Raw genomic sequence first — 23,015 nt, 5'->3', positions numbered from 1 at the left:
ATTAATATCCTGGATTTTGACGAAGATTTGGGTTGGCCGAAAGATCGGTTGGCGGTAAAGGAAACAATGAGAATCTGCTATTCACAGCGGCTCCGTTTCTTACGCCACCTTTCCAGGCCCATAAATACGCAGCGGTAGTAAATCTATTGTAGCGGATTAAATCTGTTCTTCTGAAAGCTTCATACCACAGCTCTCTTCCACGCTCATCTAAAATAAAATCGGTGGTTAAAGCACTTGATGTGATATTGCCCGCTGCTGTTCCATTATAAGCCCGGGTACGAAGCCTGTTTACGTAATCTAAAGCTGTGCTTAAGCTTCCGCCAGTACCACCTCTCAATACCGATTCGGCATAGGTTAAATAAGTTTCACCTAAACGGAAGAGTGGGAAATCAATATCAGAGAAATCTTTTGCCACATCCTGGTGAGGCGCTGGTCCGCCGGAGCGGGTTTTGTTTCTGTATTTTGTGCTAGAATACCCATCCGTAGACGTATATAAATCGGTTACTTCCAGGTTTTGTCCGGTCATATAAAACTGTGCCCTGCTATCAGTAGCACCAGTTCTATCTGCAAAAAGGTTAACAAATTGCTGCGTAATGCGCAAGCCACCCCAGTTACCGCTAGAGCCAGAAACTTCTGCAGGTACACCTGCCGGACCGTGCATCAGATAAGTTGTACCGCCGAAATTTTGTGTGCTGGTACCATCGTAATTGATCGTAAAAATAAATTCATCGCGGTTTAAGTGGTTATCCGCAATGGTTAATTCACGGTAGTTATTGTGCAAGGCATAACCAGCTCCTGTAATTTTGTTGCAATACGTAATGGCATCAGTATACCTGGCCGTTCCGGTGTATACCTCTGCATTTAAATAAATCCGGCTTAATAATGCCCAGTCTGCCGCTTGATCTGCACGCCCATATTCGTTTGCTTTTGGAGCAGCTAAATCACCTTCAATGGCTTTAAGTTCAGATTCTACGTAAGCAAATAAATCTTTACGTGCAATTTGTTTTGGTAATTCTTTGCCACCAATTTCTGTAGTTTCAGTTACCATGGGTACGTTCCCATAAAGATCCATTAATACCGAATATTGAAAAGCCCTGATGAAACGTGCCTCTGCCCTGAAACGGCGTACCTGATCTGCATCGGCTCCCGTAATGCCCCTTTTACTCAAATTATCATCTGAAGATTGATTGATAAAATCATTACACAAGGTAATTTGAAAGTATGAACGATAATATAATCCGTTAATAATGGAGTTGGTAGACGACCAGCTTAATTCGTGCAAGCCTAAAATGCCACCATCACTTTGCCATGACCATACCGCCTCATCGGTGGTAAGTTCCTGCAAGTTCCAGTACAACCGAAGGAAATCTGAGTTACCTTCATCTTTAATAATTTCTGTAGGAATATCTGGTTGCCCTACAGAAGCATTGCCGGTAAGGGCAAAAGCGCCATATACCTTGGCTAAGGATTGTTTGTAACCCGCTGCCGAGGTGTACACATTATCGGCAATGAGATCGTTCGTTGGCGTCAAATCCAGTTTAGTACAGCCAGCCATGAAAAGGGAAGCGCTGCAAACCAACACGAACATTTGTAAAACACGTAGTTTCATATATTTTTGATTAAAACGGTTCATCGTATTATTATAAAGCGTTAGTAATTAAGATTTAAGCCCAAAGAATATACACGAGGTCTCGGGTAGATATTATTATCAATTCCGGAAGCAACTTCCGGATCAAGCCCTTTGTATTTAGTAATTACAAATACATTTTGCACGCTCGCTGTGAGCTGTAACTTAGCCTTGCTGTTAAATAACTGACCGAAAGAATAACCCAGGTTGATGTTATCCATACGCAGGAACGATGCATTCTGAACATAATAATCGCTCAATAGCTGCTGTGTTCTGAAATTGGTGGCCAGGTAGTTTGGTGAAGCATTAAGGATAACCGATGTACCTGTAATCTGCGCCAGGTTTCCGCTCTGGCTATAATTGTTGTTGTAAACATAATTGCCCAGATTAGCCCTTAGCGTGAAAGACATGTTCCAACTTTTATAGCTTAAATTATTGCTAAAACCCAAAAATAATTTTGGATCTGCCTGTTTACCTTTCTTTAAATCGCTGGCGGTGATGGTACCATCGCCATTTTGATCTACATACACACCTTCAATCGGATTTCCTGCCTGATCGTAAACTTGCTCAAAAAGGTTAAACGTACTTTTCGGACCCGCCACCGCATTCAAGAAAACGAACTGACCGCCTACACCACCAGCAATTGAGCCACTTGGGAAACCCGGATAATTTGGATCGTTGGGTACTACGGTTAGATTGGTAATCGTATTTTTATTGTAGGTAGCATTTACGCTAAAATCCCAGTTGAAATCTTTCATTTTAACAGGATTGAAATTCAAAGTCATTTCCACGCCTTCGTTTTTCATATCGCCAACGTTTACGATTGCCGTTGCAGCAAAGTTAGTTCCGGCAGGTTGTGGAATTCTGTTCAACAAATCGCTGGTTTTTTTCTGATAGAAATCCAAACTACCACTAATTCGGTTATCAAATAATCCAAAATCTAAACCAATGTTAGCGGTTGCTGTTTCTTCCCATTTAATGTTGGCGATGTAAGCACTCGGACGGTACATTTGGTAAAAAGTATCGCCAAACTGGTATTGGGCATTCAACGAGCTTAGGCCATAAGTTGATAAATAACCGTAGTTATCAATTCCATCCTGCTGGCCTGTAATTCCGTAACTGGCACGAACTTTCAAATTAGAAATCGCATCGATGTTTTTAAGGAAAGTTTCATTTTTAGCGGTCCACGCTAATGCTACAGATGGGAATGTACCGTATTTAAAAGCTGGGCCAAAACGAGATGAACCATCGCGACGAACCGTAGCGGTTAATAAAAAGCGTTCATCGAAATTATAATTAAATCTACCGAAATAGGAAATTAAACGGTATTGAGGCTTGTTGAATGCAAAGGCAGGATCAGAATTAGCAACTTTGTTGCCTACCGCATCAAAAACCGGGTAAAAATATTGTGTAGTTAAATAATCATTGTAAGAGTAACCTGCGGTTGCATCTATCCTGCTTTTGATTGATTTAAATTCTTTCACATAATTCAGGTAAAAATCCAGAACGGTATTTTGCCTGTTGGTTTTATATTCATTTCTTACGCCATTGCTTACAATAGATTCAGCAGCATTCGGATCTACATAAACCGTTCCTTTACCACTTGCAACATCATAAGCTGCATTGAAATTGGCATGAAGTTCTGGCAAAAAGTGAAAAGAATAATCCAGTTGTAAGTTACCGATACTTCTCATCGGCTTAGCACGATCTTCTCTCTGCTCCAATAAACCTACCGGATTTCTACCTACCAGATTGGTTAAACCGGTCGGGCTGGTTGGATCCAGCCACTCCCAATAACCATTATAAGCAGATCGGTTGGTATAAGTGGCCTGTGTTGGATCAAAACTTACGGCACCACCGATGGCAGCGGTATTGGCGAAACGTGTTTTCTGCATGCTGCCTTTCAGGTTTAAATCTACCTTTAGGTGATTATCAAAGAAACGTGGGTTTAATACCAAGGCAGCAGATGTTTTTTCCAGTTGATCTGTTCTTAACAAACCAGTTTGGTTTTGATAGCCTACGGATACACGGTACGGCAATTTTTTAATCCCACCGCTGATGCTTAGGTTGTTATCGCTGGAGAAACCATCCTGATAAATCAGATCTTGCCAGTTGGTATTGAAATTGCCAAGCTGTGCCCTTTGTGCTGTAGTTCCGCGTTGGTTTACGATACCGCGAATTTCATCTGCACTTAACACTTCCAGTTGTTTTACAATTTTAGAAACCGAATTAACCGTGTTGAAAGCAACTTTCAACTCATTGCTTAAGCCCTTTTTGGTGGTAATAATGATTACCCCGTTTGATGCCCTGGCACCGTATATGGCAGCGGCTGATGCATCTTTTAATACCGTGAAACTTTCAATATCATTCGGGTTAATAAAACTTAACGGATTTGAAGCGCCTGAAACACCACCACTTTCTAAAGGCACACCGTCAATTACGAATAAAGGATCATTACTGGCATTTAAAGATGAACCTCCACGAATCCGGATGGTACTTCCAGCACCTGGCTGACCGCTGTTAGAAGTAATTGCCACACCAGATACTTTTCCCGAAAGCATTTGCTCGGGCGTGGTAATGCTTCCCTTCTGGAAGTCTTTCACCCCTACCACTGCAACCGAACCTGTTAAATCCTGTTTTCTGGTAGTACCATAACCCACCACTACTACATCATTTAAGGTAGAAGCATCTTCGGTAAGGGTAATGTTCAAGTTAGTAGATTGAGAAACCGGAATCTCCTGTACTTTATACCCTATTGAGGTAAACACTAAAGTTCCGCTCGCGGGAATTTTAATCGTGAAGTTTCCATTTCCATCTGTAGAAGTTGCGGTAGCTGTTCCTTTTAGTCGAACGCTTACCCCAGGCATACCCAAATTATCCGGAGCTGTTTTTACCACTCCAGTAATTGTAGCCTGCTGTGCAAAAAGAAATCCATGGGTAAAAATCAATAGTAATAGCATGAACATTCGCTTGTTACCACTGAAGAAAAAAGTAATCATCTGCATAGAAATATCGGTTAGAATTATAGCTACAAATAAAGCCTTTATCCCTCCGTTAGCTTTGTGCTATCGTGCATTCTTTTTGTTCTATTCGTCATAATATCGCCCCATTTGCTTATAAATCATACATGTTGATTAAAGAAGGTGAAAAATGAATTACATTTGGAAGCCATAAATTATCCCGGGCAAACCCTGTAAATGATTCTTCAAGCTAGATTTATTTTGTTCGTTTTTTTCCTCGTATCAGCCATAAGCGGCTACGGACAAAACCTAAAATTTAAGCACATTAACGTAGAACAGGGTTTATCAAACAGCACCATAGAGTGTATTTTTCAGGATCACCGTGGCTTCATCTGGTTTGGTACCCGCGATGGTTTGAACCGATACGATGGTAACCAGATAACTGTATTTAAAAGCAACGGCAAACCTGGCAGCATCAGTGATAATTTTATCAGGTGTATCATCGAAGATAAAGATCAAAATCTTTGGATCGGAACCTCCAACGGACTTAATAAATTTAATCCCGAGCAAAATAAATTTACCCGCTACGCCAATGCGGGTCAGAACAGTAACATCATTACTGCCATTGCCGAAAATAAAAATGGGATTTGGGTGGGTATCTATGGCAGCGGACTTTTTAGAACCAACGAAAAAACGAAAAGCCTCACGCCTTTCATTTATCAAAACCCAAAACAGGTTGGTACAAGGAAAGATTTTATCAATGATATTTACAGCGATGCCGATGCGAAACTCTGGGTGGCAACCGATGCTGGCGTGGAGTTGCTTAATACAATAAAAGGCACTACGGAAACTAAATTAAGTGGTTATAAGATCAGGGTAATTGAAAAAGCCAAAGATGGTTCGTTCTGGATGGCCACCGAAGAAAATGGCCTCATTCATTTTGATCCAAAGCGCAATACACTGAAAACCTATCTTCACGAAGAAAAGAATAAAAATAGTATTGGCAGTAACCTGGTGAGGGCCATAGCCTTCGACCAGCAAAATAAGGTCTGGGTAGGTGGCATTAACGGGGGCTTAAATCACTTTGATCCGGCTACAGACCTGTTTAAGCACTATGAAAATAAAGCTGGCAATGCTTCGAGCCTTTCTCAACGAACAGTTTCTGCCCTTTTTGTAGATAATCAGGGTAATTTATGGGTGGGTACTCACCGTGGTGGCGTTAATCTTTATAGTCCGCAGGCGGAGAAATTTAACCTGTTCAGGCAGGAGCCTGATCAAAATAGTTTGAGTTATAACGACGTCCGGACATTTTACGAAGCGGAGAACGGAGAGATTTATATCGGCACAGATGGTGGTGGATTAGACGTTTACAATAAAATAAGCAAATCGTTTACACACTATCGGTTTAATCCATTTAATTCAAATTCTATAGGTGCTAATGCTGTTTTAGATATCACAAAAACCCGGGGCGGTTTATTGGTTGGCACCTGGGCCGGTGGATTAAACCGGATGAATGCAGACGGAACGTTTACCAGATTTAATCATAACGACAATAATCCAACATCCATTTCTTCAGATTATGTGCAAAAATCTTTTGAAGATAGTGAGCATCACGTATGGATTGGTACTTATTATGGTGGATTAAATATCTTCAACCCGGAAACGAAGCGTTTTCAACGGATTATTGAAGGTGCAAACGGAACGCGGTTAATTGGCAATAACATTGTAGCGATAAATGAAGACCATGCGAAAAACCTGTGGATTGGCACTGACGATGGCGGCCTGAATCGTTATAATTTAAAAACGAAGGTGTTTACCCACTACTTTACCGAAGGCGGCAAAAAACCAGATTTGCGGGTAATTTTTGTAGATAGGAAAGGCAACTTGTGGATCGGACAGGCTGGACTGTACCGTTTTGATGCCCATCGCAATCGGTTTACAATTGCTTCACAAAGGGCCAGCCTCGCCACAGCGTTTATCAAAGGAATTACGGAAGATGAGCAAGGCAATCTCTGGATTTCTACCGCCAATGGTTTGGTTAAATATAATCCGCAGCACCAGACCTTTAAGCGATATAATGCTGCAGATGGCTTGCAGGGGCTCGAATTTGAATCCAATGCATTTCTAAAAACCAAAGCTGGTGAAATGTTTTTCGGTGGTATAAATGGCTTTAATTCGTTTTTCCCGAAGGATATTAAAACCAATGCTTTTATCCCTCCGGTATACCTTACAGAATTAAAAATCTTCAACAAGGTGATTACACCACAAACCGATGAAGATATCTTAGCAAACGACATCAGCTATACCAAAAAACTGGATTTAGATTATGATCAGGCAACTGTTGCTTTTCGGTTTGCAGCGCTGAATTATGTATCGAGCGAGAATAATAACTACGCCTATAAGCTTGAAGGTGAGGATAAAGAATGGATTAATATTGGCAATAGCAGGCAAGCGGTTTACACCAACCTCGATCCCGGCAGCTATACTTTTAAAGTTCGTGCTGCTAATAATGATGGCATCTGGAACAAAGCAGGTATCTCCATCGTGTTGAATATCTCCCCTCCGTTCTGGGCGAGCTGGTGGTTTAGGCTCGCTGTGATTGCTACCGTAGTTTACCTCACTTACCTGGCATTGAGTTTCAGGCGCAGATTGGAACTGCGTAAAATTGAAGAGGAAAAGAGAGAAGAAATTCATCAGACGCAGCTTCAGTTTTTTACCAATATCTCCCATGAGTTCCGTACCCCGCTTTCCTTAATTCTTGGTCCGATTGAGCGCCTGCTAAATGAAGATACCCAACAATCTTTTCAAAGCTATTATACCACTATCCACCGCAATGCCAACCGTTTGCTAAGGCTGATTAATGAGTTAATGGATTTTAGAAAAACAGCCTCTGGTGCATTAAAGCTGAACGTGACTGCCGGAAATCTTGATCTTTTTGTGAATGAAATTGCAGAAGAATTTAAGGAAATGGCTACTGATAACCACATTAAGTTTACCGTAGAGAATAATAATCTTCTCACTGATGTATGGTTCGACAGGCAAATCATTGAAAAAATTATTCTCAACCTGGTTAACAATTCCCTGAAGTATACCAAAGCGGGTGGTGACCTTAAAATCCAGGTTTTAAATTCTTTAGATGGCATTACCCCACTTTTTGAAAATCAACTACACATTGAAAATGATTATCGCGGCACTAAATATGTCTACTTCCGGGTAATTGACAGTGGAATTGGGATCTCAAAAGACTCTATTCAGCATTTATTTGAACGTTACTACAGAATTACGGAGTCGCATTTAGGTTCTGGCGTGGGTTTGGCTTTTGTAAAAAGCTTAACCTTGCTTCACAAAGGTTTGATCAAAGTTTCAAGCGAACGGAACCAGGGAACTGAGATAGTTATCGGAATTCCGGTGTTAGAAAGCGATTATAATATTGAGGAGCAATTTACGCAAAGCACCGCCGCTGGCGGCACCCGACTGGAGAGTATTACCTATCAAAACGAACCGGAGAAAACAGCAACAATACAGCCAGAATCGTTTACCAGTGAAGACGCATTAACCATCTTAATTGTAGATGATAATGAGGAACTACGCACATTTTTGAAAGATACTTTAGCGGCACAATACCAAATTATAGTTGCTGAGGATGGCGCAAACGGGGTAGACATGGCGCAGCAACATTTGCCCGATTTAATTATCAGTGATGTGATGATGCCCGGAATGAACGGCACGGATTTTTGCAAAATAGTTAAGGAAAATATAGAAACCAGCCATATTCCATTTTTAATGCTCACTGCTAAAAACAGTGTTGAGGCAGAAATTGAAGGTGCCGAATCTGGTGCAGACCTCTACTTTACCAAACCGATTAATACGAACTTACTGCTCGTTACCATCCGGAACATTTTTGAGCAGCGAAAAAAAGTAAAGGAACATTATTCAAAGAATAAAGAAATGCAGCCACGAGACCTGGTGCATTCGGAAAAAGATAAACTTTTTATGAATAATCTGCTTGCTATTATTGACGCGCAAATGGTCAATCCGGAGATGGACATTGATTATTTATGCAGGGAAATCGGCATGAGCCGAACCAAACTGTATCAGAAAATAAAATCCATCACTGGACAATCTATTGGTGAATTTGTACGTTCTGCAAGGTTGCGTAAGGCGGTAGAAATCATGAAAACGGAAGATGTTCTAATGACGGAAGTGATGTATCGAATCGGCATTCAGACTCAATCTTATTTCACCAAGGCATTCAAAAAAGAATTCGGTGTTACGCCAACAGGATATATTCAGGGGTTAGGGAAAAAATCTTAAATAGTTTTTAATCTTGAGGGTGTTTATGTATGGTGATGTTTTGCCACGGAACCGCTGAATCACGGAGGAATTCTTCATCTATTACATGGGTAGCCCTTTCAGGGTATAAGATATTTTGCCACGGAAACGCTGAAACCACGGAATTATCATTCATCTAAACAGGTAGCCCTTTCAGGGTATAATATATTTTGCCACGGAAACACTGAAACCACGGAATTATCATTCACTTATATGGGTTGCCTTTTCAGGGTATGGTTATTTTTTGCCACGGAAACACTGAATCACGAAGGAATTCTTGATCTATATTTGTTATTCCATAAAGAGCAGTATGCGCTGCCTGTTGAAGTGCAAATCATCAACATCAAGTAAGCAATAATCCTCTAGTTGTTAGCTGAGGCAAACCGAATGGAATGGCAAGCCAGCGCAGCGGAAATGAATAAATAAAATATCTAAAAACTAACCTCTTTAAGACTAACCAACCCTAATAATGATAAAATCGTATCATTTCTGATTGTTTAAAACCAACTGTTTTTAAAGTTGTTAAAGAATTACTGCCCTCAACAAGCAGTAATTTGCAACTTCTGTCACTCCAAAAACAGTCTGATGAAACAAAACATTTCTAGCCTAACCCCCGAAGAAAAAAAACTATTCGGTGATCTCATGCCTGAAGAGCTCAATGAAGTACTGGATTCTGGCCTCAAGCGACGGCATTTCCTTAAACTAATGGGCTTGGCTTCCGCGGGCTTATTGGTAAGTCACATGGTGGGCGCAGAACAACTTTTTGCCAGATCAATGGAAATGGAAGACATTCCAGATTTGATGCCCTCAGCAATCGAAAATGGCATTAATGTAAGCTTCAAAGTCAATTCGAACACTAAAAAAGTATTGGTTGATTCTCGAATGACCTTGTTAGATACCCTTCGTGAACGCATTGGCTTAACGGGTTCTAAAAAAGGTTGCGACCATGGACAATGCGGTGCTTGTACTGTAATTGTAGATGGAAACCGTGTCCTTTCCTGCCTCACCCTTGCTGCTACCTGCGAGGGGAAATCGGTAATAACCATAGAAGGTTTGGCTAAAGAAAACGAATTGAATCCCATGCAACAGGCATTTTTGAAACATGATGGCTTTCAATGTGGTTTCTGTACACCCGGTCAGATTTGCTCCGCGGTAGCGCTGATGAAAGAAGCAAAGGAAGGACAGGCGAGTTTCCTCACCAAGAATATTCGTGATAAACCGAAATCGGTTATGTTAAGTGATGATGAAATTGCAGAGCGGATGTCGGGAAATATCTGCCGTTGTGGTGCCTACCCAAACATAGTTGCCGCAATTAAAGAAGCCCAAACCGGAAAAAATATCGAACAGAACTGGCTGTTTGCGGACTAATATTAATCATTAGATTATGACCCCATTTAAGTTTTCAATAGCAGAGAATCCTTCGGCAGCAATAGGTTTACTCAGTAAAAATGATCGTGCTGCGTTTTTAGCAGGTGGAACGAATATTCTGGATTTAATGAAAGAACAGGTGGCTAATCCAACAGAAATTGTGGATTTAGGCCGTCTGAAATTAAGTTCGATTATCGCAAGCGCAACAGGAATTAGCTTGGGTGCCCTGGCAAAAAATACAGAAACTGCTAACCACCCCATAATAAGAAAAGATTATCCGCTGTTAAGCAAAGCGATATTGGCTGGTGCCTCTGCACAGATCAGAAATATGGCGAGCAACGGAGGGAACTTGCTTCAACGTACCAGATGCAGTTATTTCTATGATATCGCCATGCCTTGCAATAAGCGAAATCCCGGTAGCGGTTGTGCCGCCATGGAAGGCTTCAACAGGATGCATGCTATTTTTGGCTGGTCGGATAAATGTGTAGCAGTTTATCCTTCGGATATGGCTATCGCGCTTTCTGCATTAAATGCAAGCGTAAAGGTGATGCAAACAAGCGGAACTGAACGAATTATTCCTTTTGGTGATTTTCATGTGCTGCCTAAAGACCATCCTGAAAAGGACAACAGCTTAAACTTCGGAGAGTTAATTACCTCGATTGATTTACCGAAAAATAATTTTGCAGGACATTCGGCTTATGTAAAAGTTAGAGATCGTAACTCTTATGCATTTGCCCTGGTTTCTGTCGCGGCAGGCTTTGAACTGCAGGGCAACAACATTGCAAATGCGCAGATTGCCATGGGCGGTGTAGCACATAAACCCTGGAGGGCCACAAAAGCGGAAGCTTTTTTAAAAGGTAAGCCAGCAACAAAGGCAATTTTTACAAAGGCTGCCGAGTTAGAAATGAGTACCGCAAAACCACTTTCTCATAATAAATTTAAGATTGAAATGGGTAAACAAACATTAATCAATGCCTTCGAACTTGCGTTGAAAGGTTAACAGATGCTGGAGATATGAAAGAAACTAAAAAGATTATCGGACAAGGCATCGATCGCATTGATGGCATCATGAAAATTACGGGTAAAGCGAACTACGCTACAGATTATCCGGCTACAAATATGGCTTACGCTGTACTTTTTAAAAGTACCATCGCAGCAGGAAAGATTACTGAAATTGATACTGCTTCCGCTGAAAAGTCGCCTGGGGTACTAAAAATTATTACGCATGAAAATGCACCAAAACTAAACGAAAAAGGTGGTTTGCGTGGTGGCGCCTTGTTGCAAGGGCCTGATGTTGTATTCCATGGACAACACATTGGGATGGTTGTTGCCGAAACTTTTGAGCAGGCCACTGCCGCAGCGCATTTGGTTCAGGTTAAATATCAGCAGGATAGTGCAGAGAAAATAGACTTCGAAAAATTAGCGAAGAACCCAGAAATGCCAAAGGGAAAAGAGCTTGCAGATTTAGTGCGGGGTGCCGGTAAGACCGCCATGGCTAATGCTGAAGTTAGAGTTGAACACGAATATGAAACACCTATTGAGCATCATCACCCAATGGAGCCACATTCAACTGTAGCACTTTGGGAAGGCGAAAACTTAATTCTTTATAACGGATCGCAAATCATTAATGGCGCGCAAACTGCTGCTGCTGCAACGTTAAATCTAAAGCCTGAACAAGTGCGGATTGTATCGCCCTATATTGGTGGAGGATTTGGCTCTAAAGGTGGTCAATGGGCAAATCTGGTTTTAGCTGCTGTTGCTGCTAAAATGGTAAACAGACCTGTGAAACTGGCACTTACCCGTCAGCAAATGTTTAACTCGGTAGGATTGCGACAAAGAAATATTCAAAAGATAAGTCTCGGCGCCACCAAAGATGGGATTTTGACCACCCTGGCACACGAAACCATTTCGCACACGGCTGTTGATTTTGAGTATATTGAACCTTGCGGAGACTGTTCCAAAATTATGTATGAGGTACCAAATTCACTAATTTCTTACCGGGTAGTGCCAATGAATCTCATTCTCCCGACCTATACTCGGGGACCGGGAAAATCTACCGGTAGCTTTGCATTGGAATCTGCGATGGATGAGTTGGCGCATGAGTTGAAAATAGATCCAATTGCATTAAGAATCAAAAATGAACCGAAGAAAGATCCTTCAAACGGCAAACCCTGGAGTTCCAGAACTACAGTAAAGTGTTTGGAGGAAGGTGCAAAAGCCTTTGGCTGGGATAAAAGAAAATCAACTCCGGGAACTAATTTTGCTGGTGATGATCTAATTGGTTATGGTGTTGCCTGTGGCACCTACCCCGCCAGGCAACGCGAAAGTTCTGCCGCGATTAAACTGACACGAAAAGCTAAAGTTGTTTATGCTACAGTCGAAATTGCGGCATCAGATCTTGGCACCGGAACCAATACCATTCTCGCTCAAACAGCAGCGGATGGGTTGGGCATTCCAGTTGCTCAGATTACCATTAAACTGGGAGATTCAGACTTACCCCCTGCCGCAGGTTCGGTGGGCTCAGTTGGCGCTTCGAGTTTTGCCAATGCGGTAAATGATGCGTGTAATAAAATTACGGATGAATTGATTTCAAAGTCAGGGAAACAATACTTCGTGCGGCCTACTGCTAGTGCGGTGATGAACGCCGAAAATATTACCAATTTTGAAACGCAGAGTACATCCAAGGCACCTGCAGAAGCAGAGCAATATTCTGCACACAGCTTTAATGCGAATTTTGCAGAAGTTCGCATTAACAAGAACACAGGAATGGTTAAAGTGACCCGATTCCTGGCGGTGACTGGTGCAGGGAAAATTCTGAATCCTAAAACCGCAAGGTCGCAGATTATTGGTGGAAATATCTGGGGCATCGGGATGGCGCTAACGGAGGAGTCAGTACTTGATCCAAGATATGGGAATTTCGCTACCAGATCTTTTGCAGATTACCATGTGCCCGCTAACCTCGATGTTGGAAAGTTAGATGCCATGTTTATTAATGAGGTAGATTTGATTCCAAATAAAATGGGCGTTAAAGGGATTGGCGAAGTCGGGATTGTTGGTGTAGCCGCTGCCATTGCGAATGCCGTTTTTAATGCAACAGGAAAAAGAATAAGATCATTGCCGATTACGCCAGATAAGTTATTGCCTTCGTAAAAGGTAGAGCGATTTTACTGATGATCTGGTTCAGTGTGATCAAAAAAATCAGTTAATTTGATTTAAAACTAAAGTTACTAACGCCAATAACGATTGTATGATCAGCGTTAGTAACTATTTTGCATAACGATTATTGCGAGCCGGTTCTTCCAGCAGTCGTAACAATCTATCTAATAAAGAGGGTCTTCTACTGGCCAGTTTCTCACCGACCAATAGAAGACCTTAAGCAAAACTTATTGTCCCCAACTTACCTGAATATTATTTTCCTGTGCATAAGCTTTACCCTTCTCCATTAATGCCGAATGTTTCTGTTCGAAGGTTGGACCATATTTCGTATCAATACTTTTAATAATTTCGTCTTTTGCATTTTGATCTCCGTGTGCATCACAAAGTTTTGCATAGGCCAGGTATTCATTTTTATAAACCGGGATCACATACTCGTATAAATCAATAGATAATTTTTGAAGTTCCTTCTGTTCATCACCAGAGGCAGAGAGTTTTTTAATTTCGTTAAGTGATTGCTCCAGAAACATCGTATTCATCTTCACATTGGTTACGGCTTCATCACCTTTTTTCTTACTAGATGGAATATTTGGATATTCCTTTGCTTCAGCTTCGATACGGTGAGCCAAATCCGCACTGGCAAAATCTTTAATGGTATTGGTGTTGAGAATAGTTGTATCGAAAAATTTTTCCGGTGTTTCAGAACAGGATGATAAAAACAGAATACTAACGATAAAAAAAGATAATAACTGTTTTGGATAAAATACGTTTAGTTTCATGATCATTTAAATTATGTAAGTTGCTATAAATTTGAGTTGAGCATTAGCAAAGATAATGCCGCATTGATGATATTAATCACTTGCAAAATTGTGCTAATAAGCCTTTTATTTACAAGACAGATATAAAAACAGTTATTAATCTCTGTTTCAGCACCTAATATTGTCTTCTTTTTCCTGCACGATAATATAAGTCTGCAATGGTTTTTTGAAAATTGGAAATAAGTTTAGCCCTTTTCACCAGCATATCCATTAATTTCGTTTCACGGGTATTAATTAGAAATAGGTTGCTTTCACCGAGCGCAAATTTTTGCAACTCTCCATTTACCAAAGCACGTTGGTTTTCTACATTTTTAGTGAGCAAAGTGACCTGGGTTTGTACTGCTTTCATTTCGGTAAAAGCCGTCATTACGTCCGTTTGTATTTCCCGGGTGGTTTGTTGAAGTCCGTAGGCCACCTCTGCCTGCTGAATCCTCACTTCCCGAAGCTTTCCACGTTCCTCCCGAAGAAATAATGGAAAAGAAAAATCAATTCCAACCTTGTAATTAGCGAGCCTAAAATCATAATTATTTGGTATATCAGAAAAATCTCTCCTTCCGGCCAGGAAAGAACCTTTTACATTGAGCTTAGGCTTCAGCATCTCCAGTCGATATTTTTGCTCAATTTCCAGTTTGGCAGATTGGCTTTTAATTTTAAGAATCTCGGGGTGATTGTCTGCAGCCTGAAGAATCAAGGTATCCAGTCGTAATTTTTCAACGGTAGTTTCAGTCTCCAACTTCTCTTCAGGTACCGCATCAGCGGGAAGTTCCTGCGGTTTTCCTGCTGAGCTCCAAAGGTGATTAGAGAGCAAAAGTCTCGAATTAGTTAACTGTACTGAAGATTCCTGAAGCTGTATTTCGCGATCCTGTAAAACAATTGCAGCCTCTACAGAATCAATCGGGGGTTTATCTCCCAGAATAACTTGTTCTCGAATGGCCCGAAAGCGTTTCTGTGCCAATTCTACGCCTTCTTTAGTAAATTTACGCTGTTCAAAAGCAAAATACCAGCTCCAATAATCCTTCATTGCATTATACCAGACACTATTGATTTGAGCAACTTTTTCGGCATCAGCATAGCCGACCATAATTTTTGCCTGGCGGAGGGTATTTCTACGGGCGTCAATCAGCAATCCCTGGCCAAGCGGAATAGTTAAACCTACCCCAGATAAACCAGTACTGCTGGTTCGGGTTTCCGGATTATTGTAAACGCCTACATTTCGGTCATAACCAAGATTAAGATCGGCACCTCCCAGCCACAAAGGCACCTTTAATTCACTATCCCAATGGTTATAATAATCTGTGCCACCGAAAGATTTTTTGCCGAAGGATGCCATTAATGCCGGATCGAATTTCCCCAGCGACTGAAGTACCCTGGCCTGTGCCTCTTTACTAAGCAAGCCCGCTTGTTTAACAATCGGATGATTTAGTAGAACCAATTCCTGCAGATCCTTCACCAGGAATACTCCGTTTCTATCTGCAGTGGGCTGTTGTGCTAAAACTGAAGTAAAAATACCGAAGAAAAAGATGGTTAACATCAAGCCCTGGTAACTGCATCCTTTATTAGTCAGCATAAATTTGAGGAGAAATTACTTGAATTTAAAATTATCTGTTATTGATATTTTCTGGCGTAGGTACCTTATCAAGGCTTGGAGGAAAACCATTTAGCTGTCGCCAGATTTCATACCAAACCGGAACGGTTCTTAAAATCACCCTACCATATACACCAGATCCCTGCCGAAGCTGTATTGGCCAGGGTTCATCATTTTTAGGAATATCGCGAAGTTGCCGTACCAATACCCGGTATTTCCCATCTGTACTCACGCGGTCAATTACCGATACTTTGCCACCAAAAGTTCCTACGGCTACTGATGGCCAGCCAGAGAATTGCACAGAGGGCCAGCCTTCAAATTGTAAACGGACGTTACTACTGTCTAAAATTAATGGAACATCCATCGCATCGACATAAATTTCTGCCGCTACTTGCGGGGAGAGGGGTTGAAGTGTAGCAACAGATTCTCCTTCCTTAATATTTTCGCCAATTCCTGCTTTTAATGTTTTAACAATATAACCATCCTGTGGTGCTCTTACCACATAAAGTTCTCGTCTGATATCTACATTCGACATTTCATTCCGCAGCCGCGCAATTTCCTCCTTAACTGAAGCCCTGCCAGAAAGCGCCGAGCTTCGATCTGCCTGAGCAGCGGCCAACGATTGATTGTATTTTGCACGAATATTGTCTAGTTCTATCACCGCATTTTCTAAACTCTGCCGGGAGCTGTTTAATTTATTTTCCTGACTTACTTCCTTTGCTTTATCTTCTTGTAGCTTCAATCTTCGGGTTTCAATATCGGTAAGGGAGAAAAGTCCGTTTTTGTAGCCAACCTCATAACGTTCTAGTCTGGATTTACTGGTTTGATAAAAGTTCCTGATGGCAACGAGCTCCGCGCTATCAATCCGAACATTATTCCGGGCTTGTACTACATTATTTTCTGCGGCTGATAACTGGATCCGCAAGCCACTGGTGAGGGCTGTGATCTGTGCGTTGGTGGCAGCTATTTTTTGTTCTGCTGCAACCTCTCCTCCGCGTTTAGCAGTAAGCTGTTCATCCAGGCGTTCAGGAAGTTCAGGATTGAAATAGGATTGGTTTGTCTCTGAGATAATAAGAATAGTATCCCCCTTTTTCACCTGTTCTCCCTCTCTTACCGCCCAGTGTTCAATTCTTCCCCCAATTTGATTTTGGATGGTTTGTGCCCTGTCTTCCGGCCTCAATGCTGTAACTACTCCACGGCCCGAGATGGTTTGTCTCCATGGTAATAACAAAATGATGATAAACAATATGGATACCCCAATCATTACCCGCCCCAAAAGTCTGGAGCCGCTTGATGAAATGAGGTTCGCCATAGAAAGTGAGGAGTTTTCATCTACGTTTCTTGCGACTGTTTTTTTTGATTCGTTAACCATTTCCCTGGTCTCCTTCCTCGATTTCAAGATCGGTAACTACGGCAAGTTTCTCACTTCCCGTTACCATATCAAATACCGTATTTAAACTGGTCATGAGTTTTTCTACTGCGTAGGATATTTGTACGATGATCACTTCTGCGGCTACAAACTGGCCGAAAGTCATCTGGCGCTGTACTACAAAATAAGATCCGAGCAATAAAAGGCCGCCCATGAGTATCGTACGGAGTACAACAGCGCTTGCAAACAATCTTTTCAAAATGCTGAAGTGGTCATTTCTCGCGCCAATATATTTTGAGGTGATCTCATCAGTCATGGTCATCACCTGGTTCATTTTTTCCTTGTTTGCGCGGTGGTTATCTAAATCAGCAGCAACACTCTCCAGGTAGGCAACCACTTCGTATTTATATTCTGATTCTTCGATACTTGTTGAAACGCCCCGTCTGTAATAAATGAGAATGATGATGCCGATGCAGAGGATGGTAAAAATACCAAAGCCTATAAATACCGGGTGATAAAACGAAAGCAAAATGGCGCTAAAGAAGATGAGTACCGCAGCGGCAACGATGTCAATCAAAAGCTTGGTCAGTCCTTTCTGAATCGTTAACACATCGAAGAAACGGTTAACAAGTTCCTGAGGGTTTTCTCCCTCCAGTTCCTTTTTTTTAATTCGTGGTAAGCGATAGGCAAAACCGAGCGCAGCTTTGATAAATATCTTTTGCTCTAGAAATTCGACTAAGGTGAGTTGTCCTAATAAAAGTATTCCTCCTACAATAATTCCGATTAATATCGCTGCAATTAAAATATAGGTTGAGCTGTACATCGAACCGTTTGAAAGTAGATTGAATACTGCCGCAGTTCCAAGAGGAAGTGAAAGCCCGATCATTCCGATTAGTCCGGCATAAACAAAAATATAGTTAATGGTGGATCGTTCGGCGTGCAAAATTTCGACAAGGCGCTGCCAGGGTGTAGGGCTGTTTGTTCGGTGGTGCTTTTTCATAAATCTAGAACGTAACAGCATTTTTATAATAATGTTTCACCAAAGAGATAAAAATATTGTATTGAAAGAAAAATAAATTTTATTATTCCTGATGGCGCTAAGGCGACGGGATTTTCAGGCTATTTAAATCTGAAATTTACAGTAAAAGTGCTGGCAGTAAAAATGCAATAAAATGCAACTATCATGCACTATGACTGGGCTTTGACTGGGCTAGGCCTGCGGTAGGAATTAGACTTTTCGCGGTAGCGAATAGCAGTGTGATTTGGAAAAGGTTTTAAATTTAAAAAAGCAATTTACATCACACATTTTAATTCGAATTTCTTAATTTTTAAAGAAAAAACAGGTGCTGCATTCTTCTCAAAATCAACTAACCGATCACTTGCCGTATCAATTTCGAAATTTTTTATTCCCCAAGCTTCCATATTTGAATTATTTACATTAATAAAATCTAGCTAGATCAAAACCAATCTCTTTAGAAAGTTCATAGTAAGATTTATTAGGATCAATATCTAAACTAGCAAATATTTGAGTTCTTAACTCTTGATTATAGAGTAAGTCGCAATCTGTCAAATAAACTGGCCATCTTATATCTTCAGGAATTAGATCAGGTTCTGGATCTGCGCGTAATTTTCCATTCTTATCAACATAAACACCTGTAATTCAATGCGATAAATACCTTGCGTTGATCAGACATAAAACAGACTGAACACATTCAGTAATCTTCCTCAGCTGCAATTTATTACCTATGGCTTTTATTTAGTTATTTAGAACAATAATTAGATTCACAAAAATCGAACGGAAAGTAAATTAAGTTTATCAAATCGAAATTATCTTTCGATGCCAATCCTAGTCCATTCATCAATTACGGGCCAAATTTCAATATTAAGTTTAGGCATTTTGGTATGCCACCAAATAAAACCAATTTTTTCATTTTCTGATTGTAAATCGATTGATGCATAATCTCCTTTTCCATTATCAAATAAACCAATACAATTATCTAATTTGAATGGCAACGTGCTAGCATCTATCTCTTCAAGTATGCCCCATTCTTCATTTCCAAGTATTATGGTATCTTCTATGGGCAATAGACCATTTGATTTAGATGCATAATAGACCCATCCATTATGTAAATTATTGTAAATATCTTTAAAACTATCTGGAAGCTTTTCAAAGTAATCAATAGTTGTTTTGGTATTCGGATTGAAGCCAATGTAATACACTTCAGCACCCTTTAGGTTTTTTATAGTATAAAGTAATGCCAACTGATCGTTATCAATAACCAATTCTACATCCAATAGATTTACTTTTAAATAAGTAATAGTGGATTGAAATTGGTATAAAAATTTAGACCAATGTTCTAATATGCTTGTTACTCTCTCTGTAACTTCAACTTGGGATATTGCTTCTTTCCAAAATTCTGGCATTTCTTTCAACTGCTCTTCGCTCAATGTATCAAAAGTTAATAGCTGTATTCCAGAATTGTATTTCTTTAAATATTCAATTTTGCTCATACTTTGTATTGAATTTTTTCATCTAAGATCTTTATTTTGATAATTATCAGTTTCGACAATGCTTTAAAACATTAATATCAATTTTGTCTTTCAATAGTTTTGTTAAGGGGTTCTTAAAAAGTTGAGCAATATGGAATAATACTATCTAAATCTTATTTCTCAAAAAAGCTCTATAAATCAAAAAGTTAGTTTCAACCACCAATTAAGTATTTTTGTTATAGCACTGACTTTCTATTAATATCAAAGATATTTATCTCTTCTTCTTCAAAAAGATTTTCTAGAGCCTCTAATCCCTCCTTAGCTTTGAATTTTAATTCTGCATCTGATATTGGTATACCCAGTAGAAAATTTATCTTATCATTTTCAACCTCAAAATCTTCCAATTTATCCTCCCATAAATATGGAGATGTAAATAACACATGCTTCATATCTAAATTTTCTTTATACATTTCAACTAACGTTTCAAAAACTGCTCCCGGTTTAATTCCCCAACCGTCTTTCATAATAAAGAAAGCACATGAACTTAAGATATTACCAATCTCTGTTTCTGAAGCATATCCTGTAAACAGTATTTCATACCTTTTATCATTAACCTCAATATCGGATAATCCAATTGTTGAATAGAAATTAATATTTGAATCAATTGGATCTGGACACTCCATAATGAATATAGATTTCTCGCTGGTATCATCTCCATATCTAATCACTTTAGGATTTATTCCAATAATTGGAGCAATTTTTTTATAGATTTTTTTTTGTCTTTCAGTTGGCTTCATAAATAATCTAAAAACTCTTTGAATCAAAGACAAAATCCTTCTTCGATTTGTCAAGATTTGAGTAATCAATTTCATAATCTTTCAATTGCTTAAACCACTTATTTAAGACCGGTTAAATCTTTCCTCAAATAAGTGCCAGAATCAGCTTTTTATTCCACGCATATAATATTTAAAATCATCACTAAAATATTTTAATTGTATTAATGAATTTTTAAAGAAATATATTTTCTTGTGGTCATTTCTAAATTAAGAAACCTATTAAAATTTCAAATTCTTCATATGCTACATTTTGGGATGCTACTGACATCTATTTAAAACCAAGATAATGTTATTATTCTTCCCAAGTTAAATCTGGATTCATTTTTTGATTTTCAAAATAATACTTAAGAGCGTTTAAAGCTGCATCTTCCTCTACAACTATTGTTGCAGGAAACGTTCCTTCCTGCCCACCTGTTACTATATCTATATCTTCATTTTCAGAAGCAGCTTTATTAATCAAGTGATCGTTATCCCATGCTAATATGATTTGGGTAAATTGTTTCTGATCTAATTGATTAAATTTTTCTAAAACTATTGAGAAATCAGCATTAGTTAAATCAATTGATTTTCCAATATTTACATTGTGGTTCCATTTATCAAAACCTAGTTGCATATGTTATTTATTATCTGGGTGGATAATATGTTTTTGTCCCGCTTCTCGATTAAACGATTTTCTAAATTTCGTTCATGATATAATAAAGAAAAAGGTTTTTTAATGCCAACAACTTGAATTAAATCTATTGTGATTTTCCTTTTTCAGGATAACTACATTATTCTTTAAAAGATTTTAGATTAACAAACTTTTTAATAACTGCTTTCAGCACCTCAACCAATAACTAAATACTAAGATAGCTCAACTTGTTTCAAATTTGGTTTTTGGATTTAGAGTGCTTATTACTAATCATCCATACCATCATAGAGGATTTCTGCGTCTTCATCATCATCCTCATCTCCATCAGGTTTATAGAGCATTGCAAGAAGTTCTGTAAAATTCACTGCTACGAAGTCTAGGTAATGCCGTTCATAATCGTTAGCCTCATCATTTATTACAATTTCATCATCTACAATGTGAAATTTTTGTTCATGATCCCAAAATAAGATTCTTGGGGTAATTTCATTTTTATTAAAATCAAAACAGAGATAATTTCCTCCTGCATCACCTGCAAATGGGTACACATTATTGGGTAATCTATCTTTAATTAATTCATATTCGGAAAGGATGTTATATTCCCTATTAAGGTTAAAATCAAGCAGCTCACCGAAGGATCTTCCTTTTAAATATTTGGTATCGAAAGTTCCTGGATCTGCAGTTCCATGATTATACTTTTTAACAATCGACAAAAAATGTTCTGGGAAAGTCACCTTCAAAGCTGATTCCACCAGTTGAATATTACTTTCGTTTTCTAGTTTCTCTACAAATTTCCAATTCATAATGTATTATTATCTTGTTCCTGGAATTTCAGTGTGTATAGCTCAATCGATTTTTAATCTCTAGACATCCTTTTTTTTTCAAAAGCTGCAAAAATCGCATCAATTTCAAGATTATCTTCAAATTTCGTACATTGTTTTAGGTTATACTTCTGGAGAAACTGATATAGACTTTCTGTTACATTCAGTACTTTATTTTCATCAATATAAATATCATCACCTTTCTGATACGTTACTTCTAGCCACCAGAAGTTTGGTTTGATGTCAATTGTTGAATTATCCTCATAACCCTCATCAAAAGTAAGCTCAAACGATTTAATTTTGAATCCAGTAAAACGTTCATTTTCTAATCCTATTTTTAAAACATTAGTGACGAAGAAAGCAGGATAGCATTCGACTAGATCATCACCAAGCCAATCCTCAAGGCTGATATGCAAATGGTTGATTTTAGCAAATTTTGAGGAGAAGTCAATATCACTTCTATCACCTAAACCTACAATTACTTCGGGTTCTATTTTTATATATTTCATATTATCTTATGGGTGGGTTGAATTGTGAGCCATACAAATCATCAACTACATCAGCAGCGACCTAAAGATCGCTTTTGATTAATTTTTATTCCAATCTGGTGGAAGGAAAAAATTAGTCTCTTTGTTAAAAAGTTTTGCTTCTGAAGATTGATCAGCTCTCAAATTATTTAAATTTACTTCTGACCAGCTTGATCAGAAGTAATTGATAATCCTGCCATTTGTCAAAATCCTCAGATTCTGTCCATAATTCCCTAAGTTCTGAATGATTTTCAAAAAATACTATTTTTTCGCTGGCCAATAATACCTTTTCAATGAGACTATAAGAAAAAGAGAAGTGAATATTTACTTCTAATTCAGTTTCGATCAGTTTGAATTTAATAGCTATTAATTCAAGGAATGCAAGCGTAAGAAAACTCTCTTCATCGTCTATAAACTCCTTTTCATCTAATATCTGATAAAGATATCTTCAAGTACACCGATATTTACATTCTTCTCAAAATCAACCTATGTCGATCCAAT

General features: G+C 39.1%; 17 protein-coding genes. 4 read left to right on the top strand and 13 right to left on the bottom strand.

Going from position 1 to position 23,015, the window contains the following annotated elements; all coding sequences use genetic code 11:
• Position 1 precedes the first annotated feature (1 nt).
• Entirely contained in the window at positions 2 to 1,609 is a 1,608-nt protein-coding gene (locus SOM16_RS19315; RefSeq protein WP_320465637.1) for a RagB/SusD family nutrient uptake outer membrane protein, read from the bottom strand.
• Between the two features lie 41 nt (positions 1,610 to 1,650).
• A complete protein-coding gene (locus SOM16_RS19310; RefSeq protein ID WP_320465636.1) occupies positions 1,651 to 4,632 on the bottom strand; it encodes a TonB-dependent receptor in 2,982 nt (993 codons plus the stop codon).
• 192 nt (positions 4,633 to 4,824) lie between these two features.
• Here SOM16_RS19310 and SOM16_RS19305 point away from each other — a divergent pair, with 192 nt between their 5' ends.
• From SOM16_RS19305 to SOM16_RS19290, 4 genes are all read left to right on the top strand, one after another.
• Positions 4,825 to 8,901: a hybrid sensor histidine kinase/response regulator transcription factor gene (locus SOM16_RS19305; protein ID WP_320465635.1), complete on the top strand. Its 4,077-nt coding sequence runs from the start codon at positions 4,825 to 4,827 to the stop codon at positions 8,899 to 8,901.
• A gap of 603 nt (positions 8,902 to 9,504) precedes the next feature.
• Positions 9,505 to 10,287: a (2Fe-2S)-binding protein gene (locus tag SOM16_RS19300; RefSeq protein ID WP_320465634.1), complete on the top strand. Its 783-nt coding sequence runs from the start codon at positions 9,505 to 9,507 to the stop codon at positions 10,285 to 10,287.
• A gap of 16 nt (positions 10,288 to 10,303) precedes the next feature.
• The gene (locus SOM16_RS19295; RefSeq protein ID WP_320465633.1) at positions 10,304 to 11,287 is read left to right on the top strand and encodes a xanthine dehydrogenase family protein subunit M; all 984 of its coding nucleotides are present in this window, start codon (positions 10,304 to 10,306) and stop codon (positions 11,285 to 11,287) included.
• A gap of 14 nt (positions 11,288 to 11,301) precedes the next feature.
• Complete coding sequence (locus tag SOM16_RS19290; RefSeq protein WP_320465632.1) at positions 11,302 to 13,437, top strand: xanthine dehydrogenase family protein molybdopterin-binding subunit; 2,136 nt, start codon at positions 11,302 to 11,304, stop codon at positions 13,435 to 13,437.
• Positions 13,438 to 13,670: 233 nt separating this feature from the next.
• Here SOM16_RS19290 and SOM16_RS19285 read toward each other — a convergent pair whose 3' ends face one another.
• The 11 genes from SOM16_RS19285 to SOM16_RS23265 form a co-directional block, all read right to left on the bottom strand.
• A complete protein-coding gene (locus SOM16_RS19285; RefSeq protein WP_320465631.1) occupies positions 13,671 to 14,219 on the bottom strand; it encodes a hypothetical protein in 549 nt (182 codons plus the stop codon).
• Positions 14,220 to 14,373: 154 nt separating this feature from the next.
• A complete protein-coding gene (locus tag SOM16_RS19280; RefSeq protein WP_320465630.1) occupies positions 14,374 to 15,825 on the bottom strand; it encodes a TolC family protein in 1,452 nt (483 codons plus the stop codon).
• Between the two features lie 31 nt (positions 15,826 to 15,856).
• Positions 15,857 to 17,155: an HlyD family secretion protein gene (locus SOM16_RS19275; protein ID WP_320465629.1), complete on the bottom strand. Its 1,299-nt coding sequence runs from the start codon at positions 17,153 to 17,155 to the stop codon at positions 15,857 to 15,859.
• A 52-nt stretch (positions 17,156 to 17,207) separates the two neighbouring features.
• Complete coding sequence (locus tag SOM16_RS19270) at positions 17,208 to 18,212, bottom strand: ABC transporter ATP-binding protein (protein ID WP_320465628.1); 1,005 nt, start codon at positions 18,210 to 18,212, stop codon at positions 17,208 to 17,210.
• 293 nt (positions 18,213 to 18,505) lie between these two features.
• Positions 18,506 to 18,634: a hypothetical protein gene (locus tag SOM16_RS19265; protein ID WP_320465627.1), complete on the bottom strand. Its 129-nt coding sequence runs from the start codon at positions 18,632 to 18,634 to the stop codon at positions 18,506 to 18,508.
• 405 nt (positions 18,635 to 19,039) lie between these two features.
• Positions 19,040 to 19,723 carry a hypothetical protein gene (locus SOM16_RS19260; RefSeq protein ID WP_320465626.1) on the bottom strand — a complete coding sequence of 228 codons (684 nt, stop codon included), beginning with the start codon at positions 19,721 to 19,723 and terminating at the stop codon, positions 19,040 to 19,042.
• Between the two features lie 215 nt (positions 19,724 to 19,938).
• Positions 19,939 to 20,499 carry a suppressor of fused domain protein gene (locus SOM16_RS19255; protein WP_320465625.1) on the bottom strand — a complete coding sequence of 187 codons (561 nt, stop codon included), beginning with the start codon at positions 20,497 to 20,499 and terminating at the stop codon, positions 19,939 to 19,941.
• A gap of 331 nt (positions 20,500 to 20,830) precedes the next feature.
• Complete coding sequence (locus SOM16_RS19250; RefSeq protein WP_320465624.1) at positions 20,831 to 21,151, bottom strand: hypothetical protein; 321 nt, start codon at positions 21,149 to 21,151, stop codon at positions 20,831 to 20,833.
• Positions 21,152 to 21,435: 284 nt separating this feature from the next.
• Entirely contained in the window at positions 21,436 to 21,969 is a 534-nt protein-coding gene (locus SOM16_RS19245; RefSeq protein WP_320465623.1) for an SMI1/KNR4 family protein, read from the bottom strand.
• Between the two features lie 53 nt (positions 21,970 to 22,022).
• Positions 22,023 to 22,496, bottom strand: a complete 474-nt coding sequence (locus SOM16_RS19240) for a hypothetical protein (RefSeq protein WP_320465622.1) — start codon at positions 22,494 to 22,496, stop codon at positions 22,023 to 22,025.
• Between the two features lie 163 nt (positions 22,497 to 22,659).
• Complete coding sequence (locus tag SOM16_RS23265) at positions 22,660 to 22,926, bottom strand: DUF4259 domain-containing protein (RefSeq protein WP_414692278.1); 267 nt, start codon at positions 22,924 to 22,926, stop codon at positions 22,660 to 22,662.
• Between the last annotated feature and the right edge of the window lie 89 nt (positions 22,927 to 23,015).

Origin of the sequence: Pedobacter sp. CFBP9032 (assembly GCF_034045265.1) — a bacterium.
Lineage (GTDB): Bacteria > Bacteroidota > Bacteroidia > Sphingobacteriales > Sphingobacteriaceae > Pedobacter.
Note: the sequence above shows the minus strand (reverse complement) of the source record. Positions and strands in the feature narration are given on the sequence as shown.

Bases quoted from the DNA above. Each gene is read 5' to 3' on its own strand.
- SOM16_RS19275 (WP_320465629.1), bottom strand. From the start codon at position 17,155: ATGGCGAACCTCATTTCATCAAGCGGCTCCAGACTTTTGGGGCGGGTA.
- SOM16_RS19270 (WP_320465628.1), bottom strand. From the start codon at position 18,212: ATGAAAAAGCACCACCGAACAAACAGCCCTACACCCTGGCAGCGCCTT.
- SOM16_RS19255 (WP_320465625.1), bottom strand. From the start codon at position 20,499: ATGAAGCCAACTGAAAGACAAAAAAAAATCTATAAAAAAATTGCTCCA.
- SOM16_RS19280 (WP_320465630.1), bottom strand. From the start codon at position 15,825: ATGCTGACTAATAAAGGATGCAGTTACCAGGGCTTGATGTTAACCATC.
- SOM16_RS19260 (WP_320465626.1), bottom strand. From the start codon at position 19,723: ATGAGCAAAATTGAATATTTAAAGAAATACAATTCTGGAATACAGCTA.
- SOM16_RS19250 (WP_320465624.1), bottom strand. From the start codon at position 21,151: ATGCAACTAGGTTTTGATAAATGGAACCACAATGTAAATATTGGAAAA.
- SOM16_RS19300 (WP_320465634.1), top strand. From the start codon at position 9,505: ATGAAACAAAACATTTCTAGCCTAACCCCCGAAGAAAAAAAACTATTC.
- SOM16_RS19265 (WP_320465627.1), bottom strand. From the start codon at position 18,634: ATGGAAGCTTGGGGAATAAAAAATTTCGAAATTGATACGGCAAGTGAT.
- SOM16_RS19240 (WP_320465622.1), bottom strand. From the start codon at position 22,496: ATGAAATATATAAAAATAGAACCCGAAGTAATTGTAGGTTTAGGTGAT.
- SOM16_RS19295 (WP_320465633.1), top strand. From the start codon at position 10,304: ATGACCCCATTTAAGTTTTCAATAGCAGAGAATCCTTCGGCAGCAATA.
- SOM16_RS19245 (WP_320465623.1), bottom strand. From the start codon at position 21,969: ATGAATTGGAAATTTGTAGAGAAACTAGAAAACGAAAGTAATATTCAA.
- SOM16_RS19310 (WP_320465636.1), bottom strand. From the start codon at position 4,632: ATGCAGATGATTACTTTTTTCTTCAGTGGTAACAAGCGAATGTTCATG.
- SOM16_RS19315 (WP_320465637.1), bottom strand. From the start codon at position 1,609: ATGAAACTACGTGTTTTACAAATGTTCGTGTTGGTTTGCAGCGCTTCC.
- SOM16_RS19285 (WP_320465631.1), bottom strand. From the start codon at position 14,219: ATGAAACTAAACGTATTTTATCCAAAACAGTTATTATCTTTTTTTATC.
- SOM16_RS19290 (WP_320465632.1), top strand. From the start codon at position 11,302: ATGAAAGAAACTAAAAAGATTATCGGACAAGGCATCGATCGCATTGAT.
- SOM16_RS19305 (WP_320465635.1), top strand. From the start codon at position 4,825: ATGATTCTTCAAGCTAGATTTATTTTGTTCGTTTTTTTCCTCGTATCA.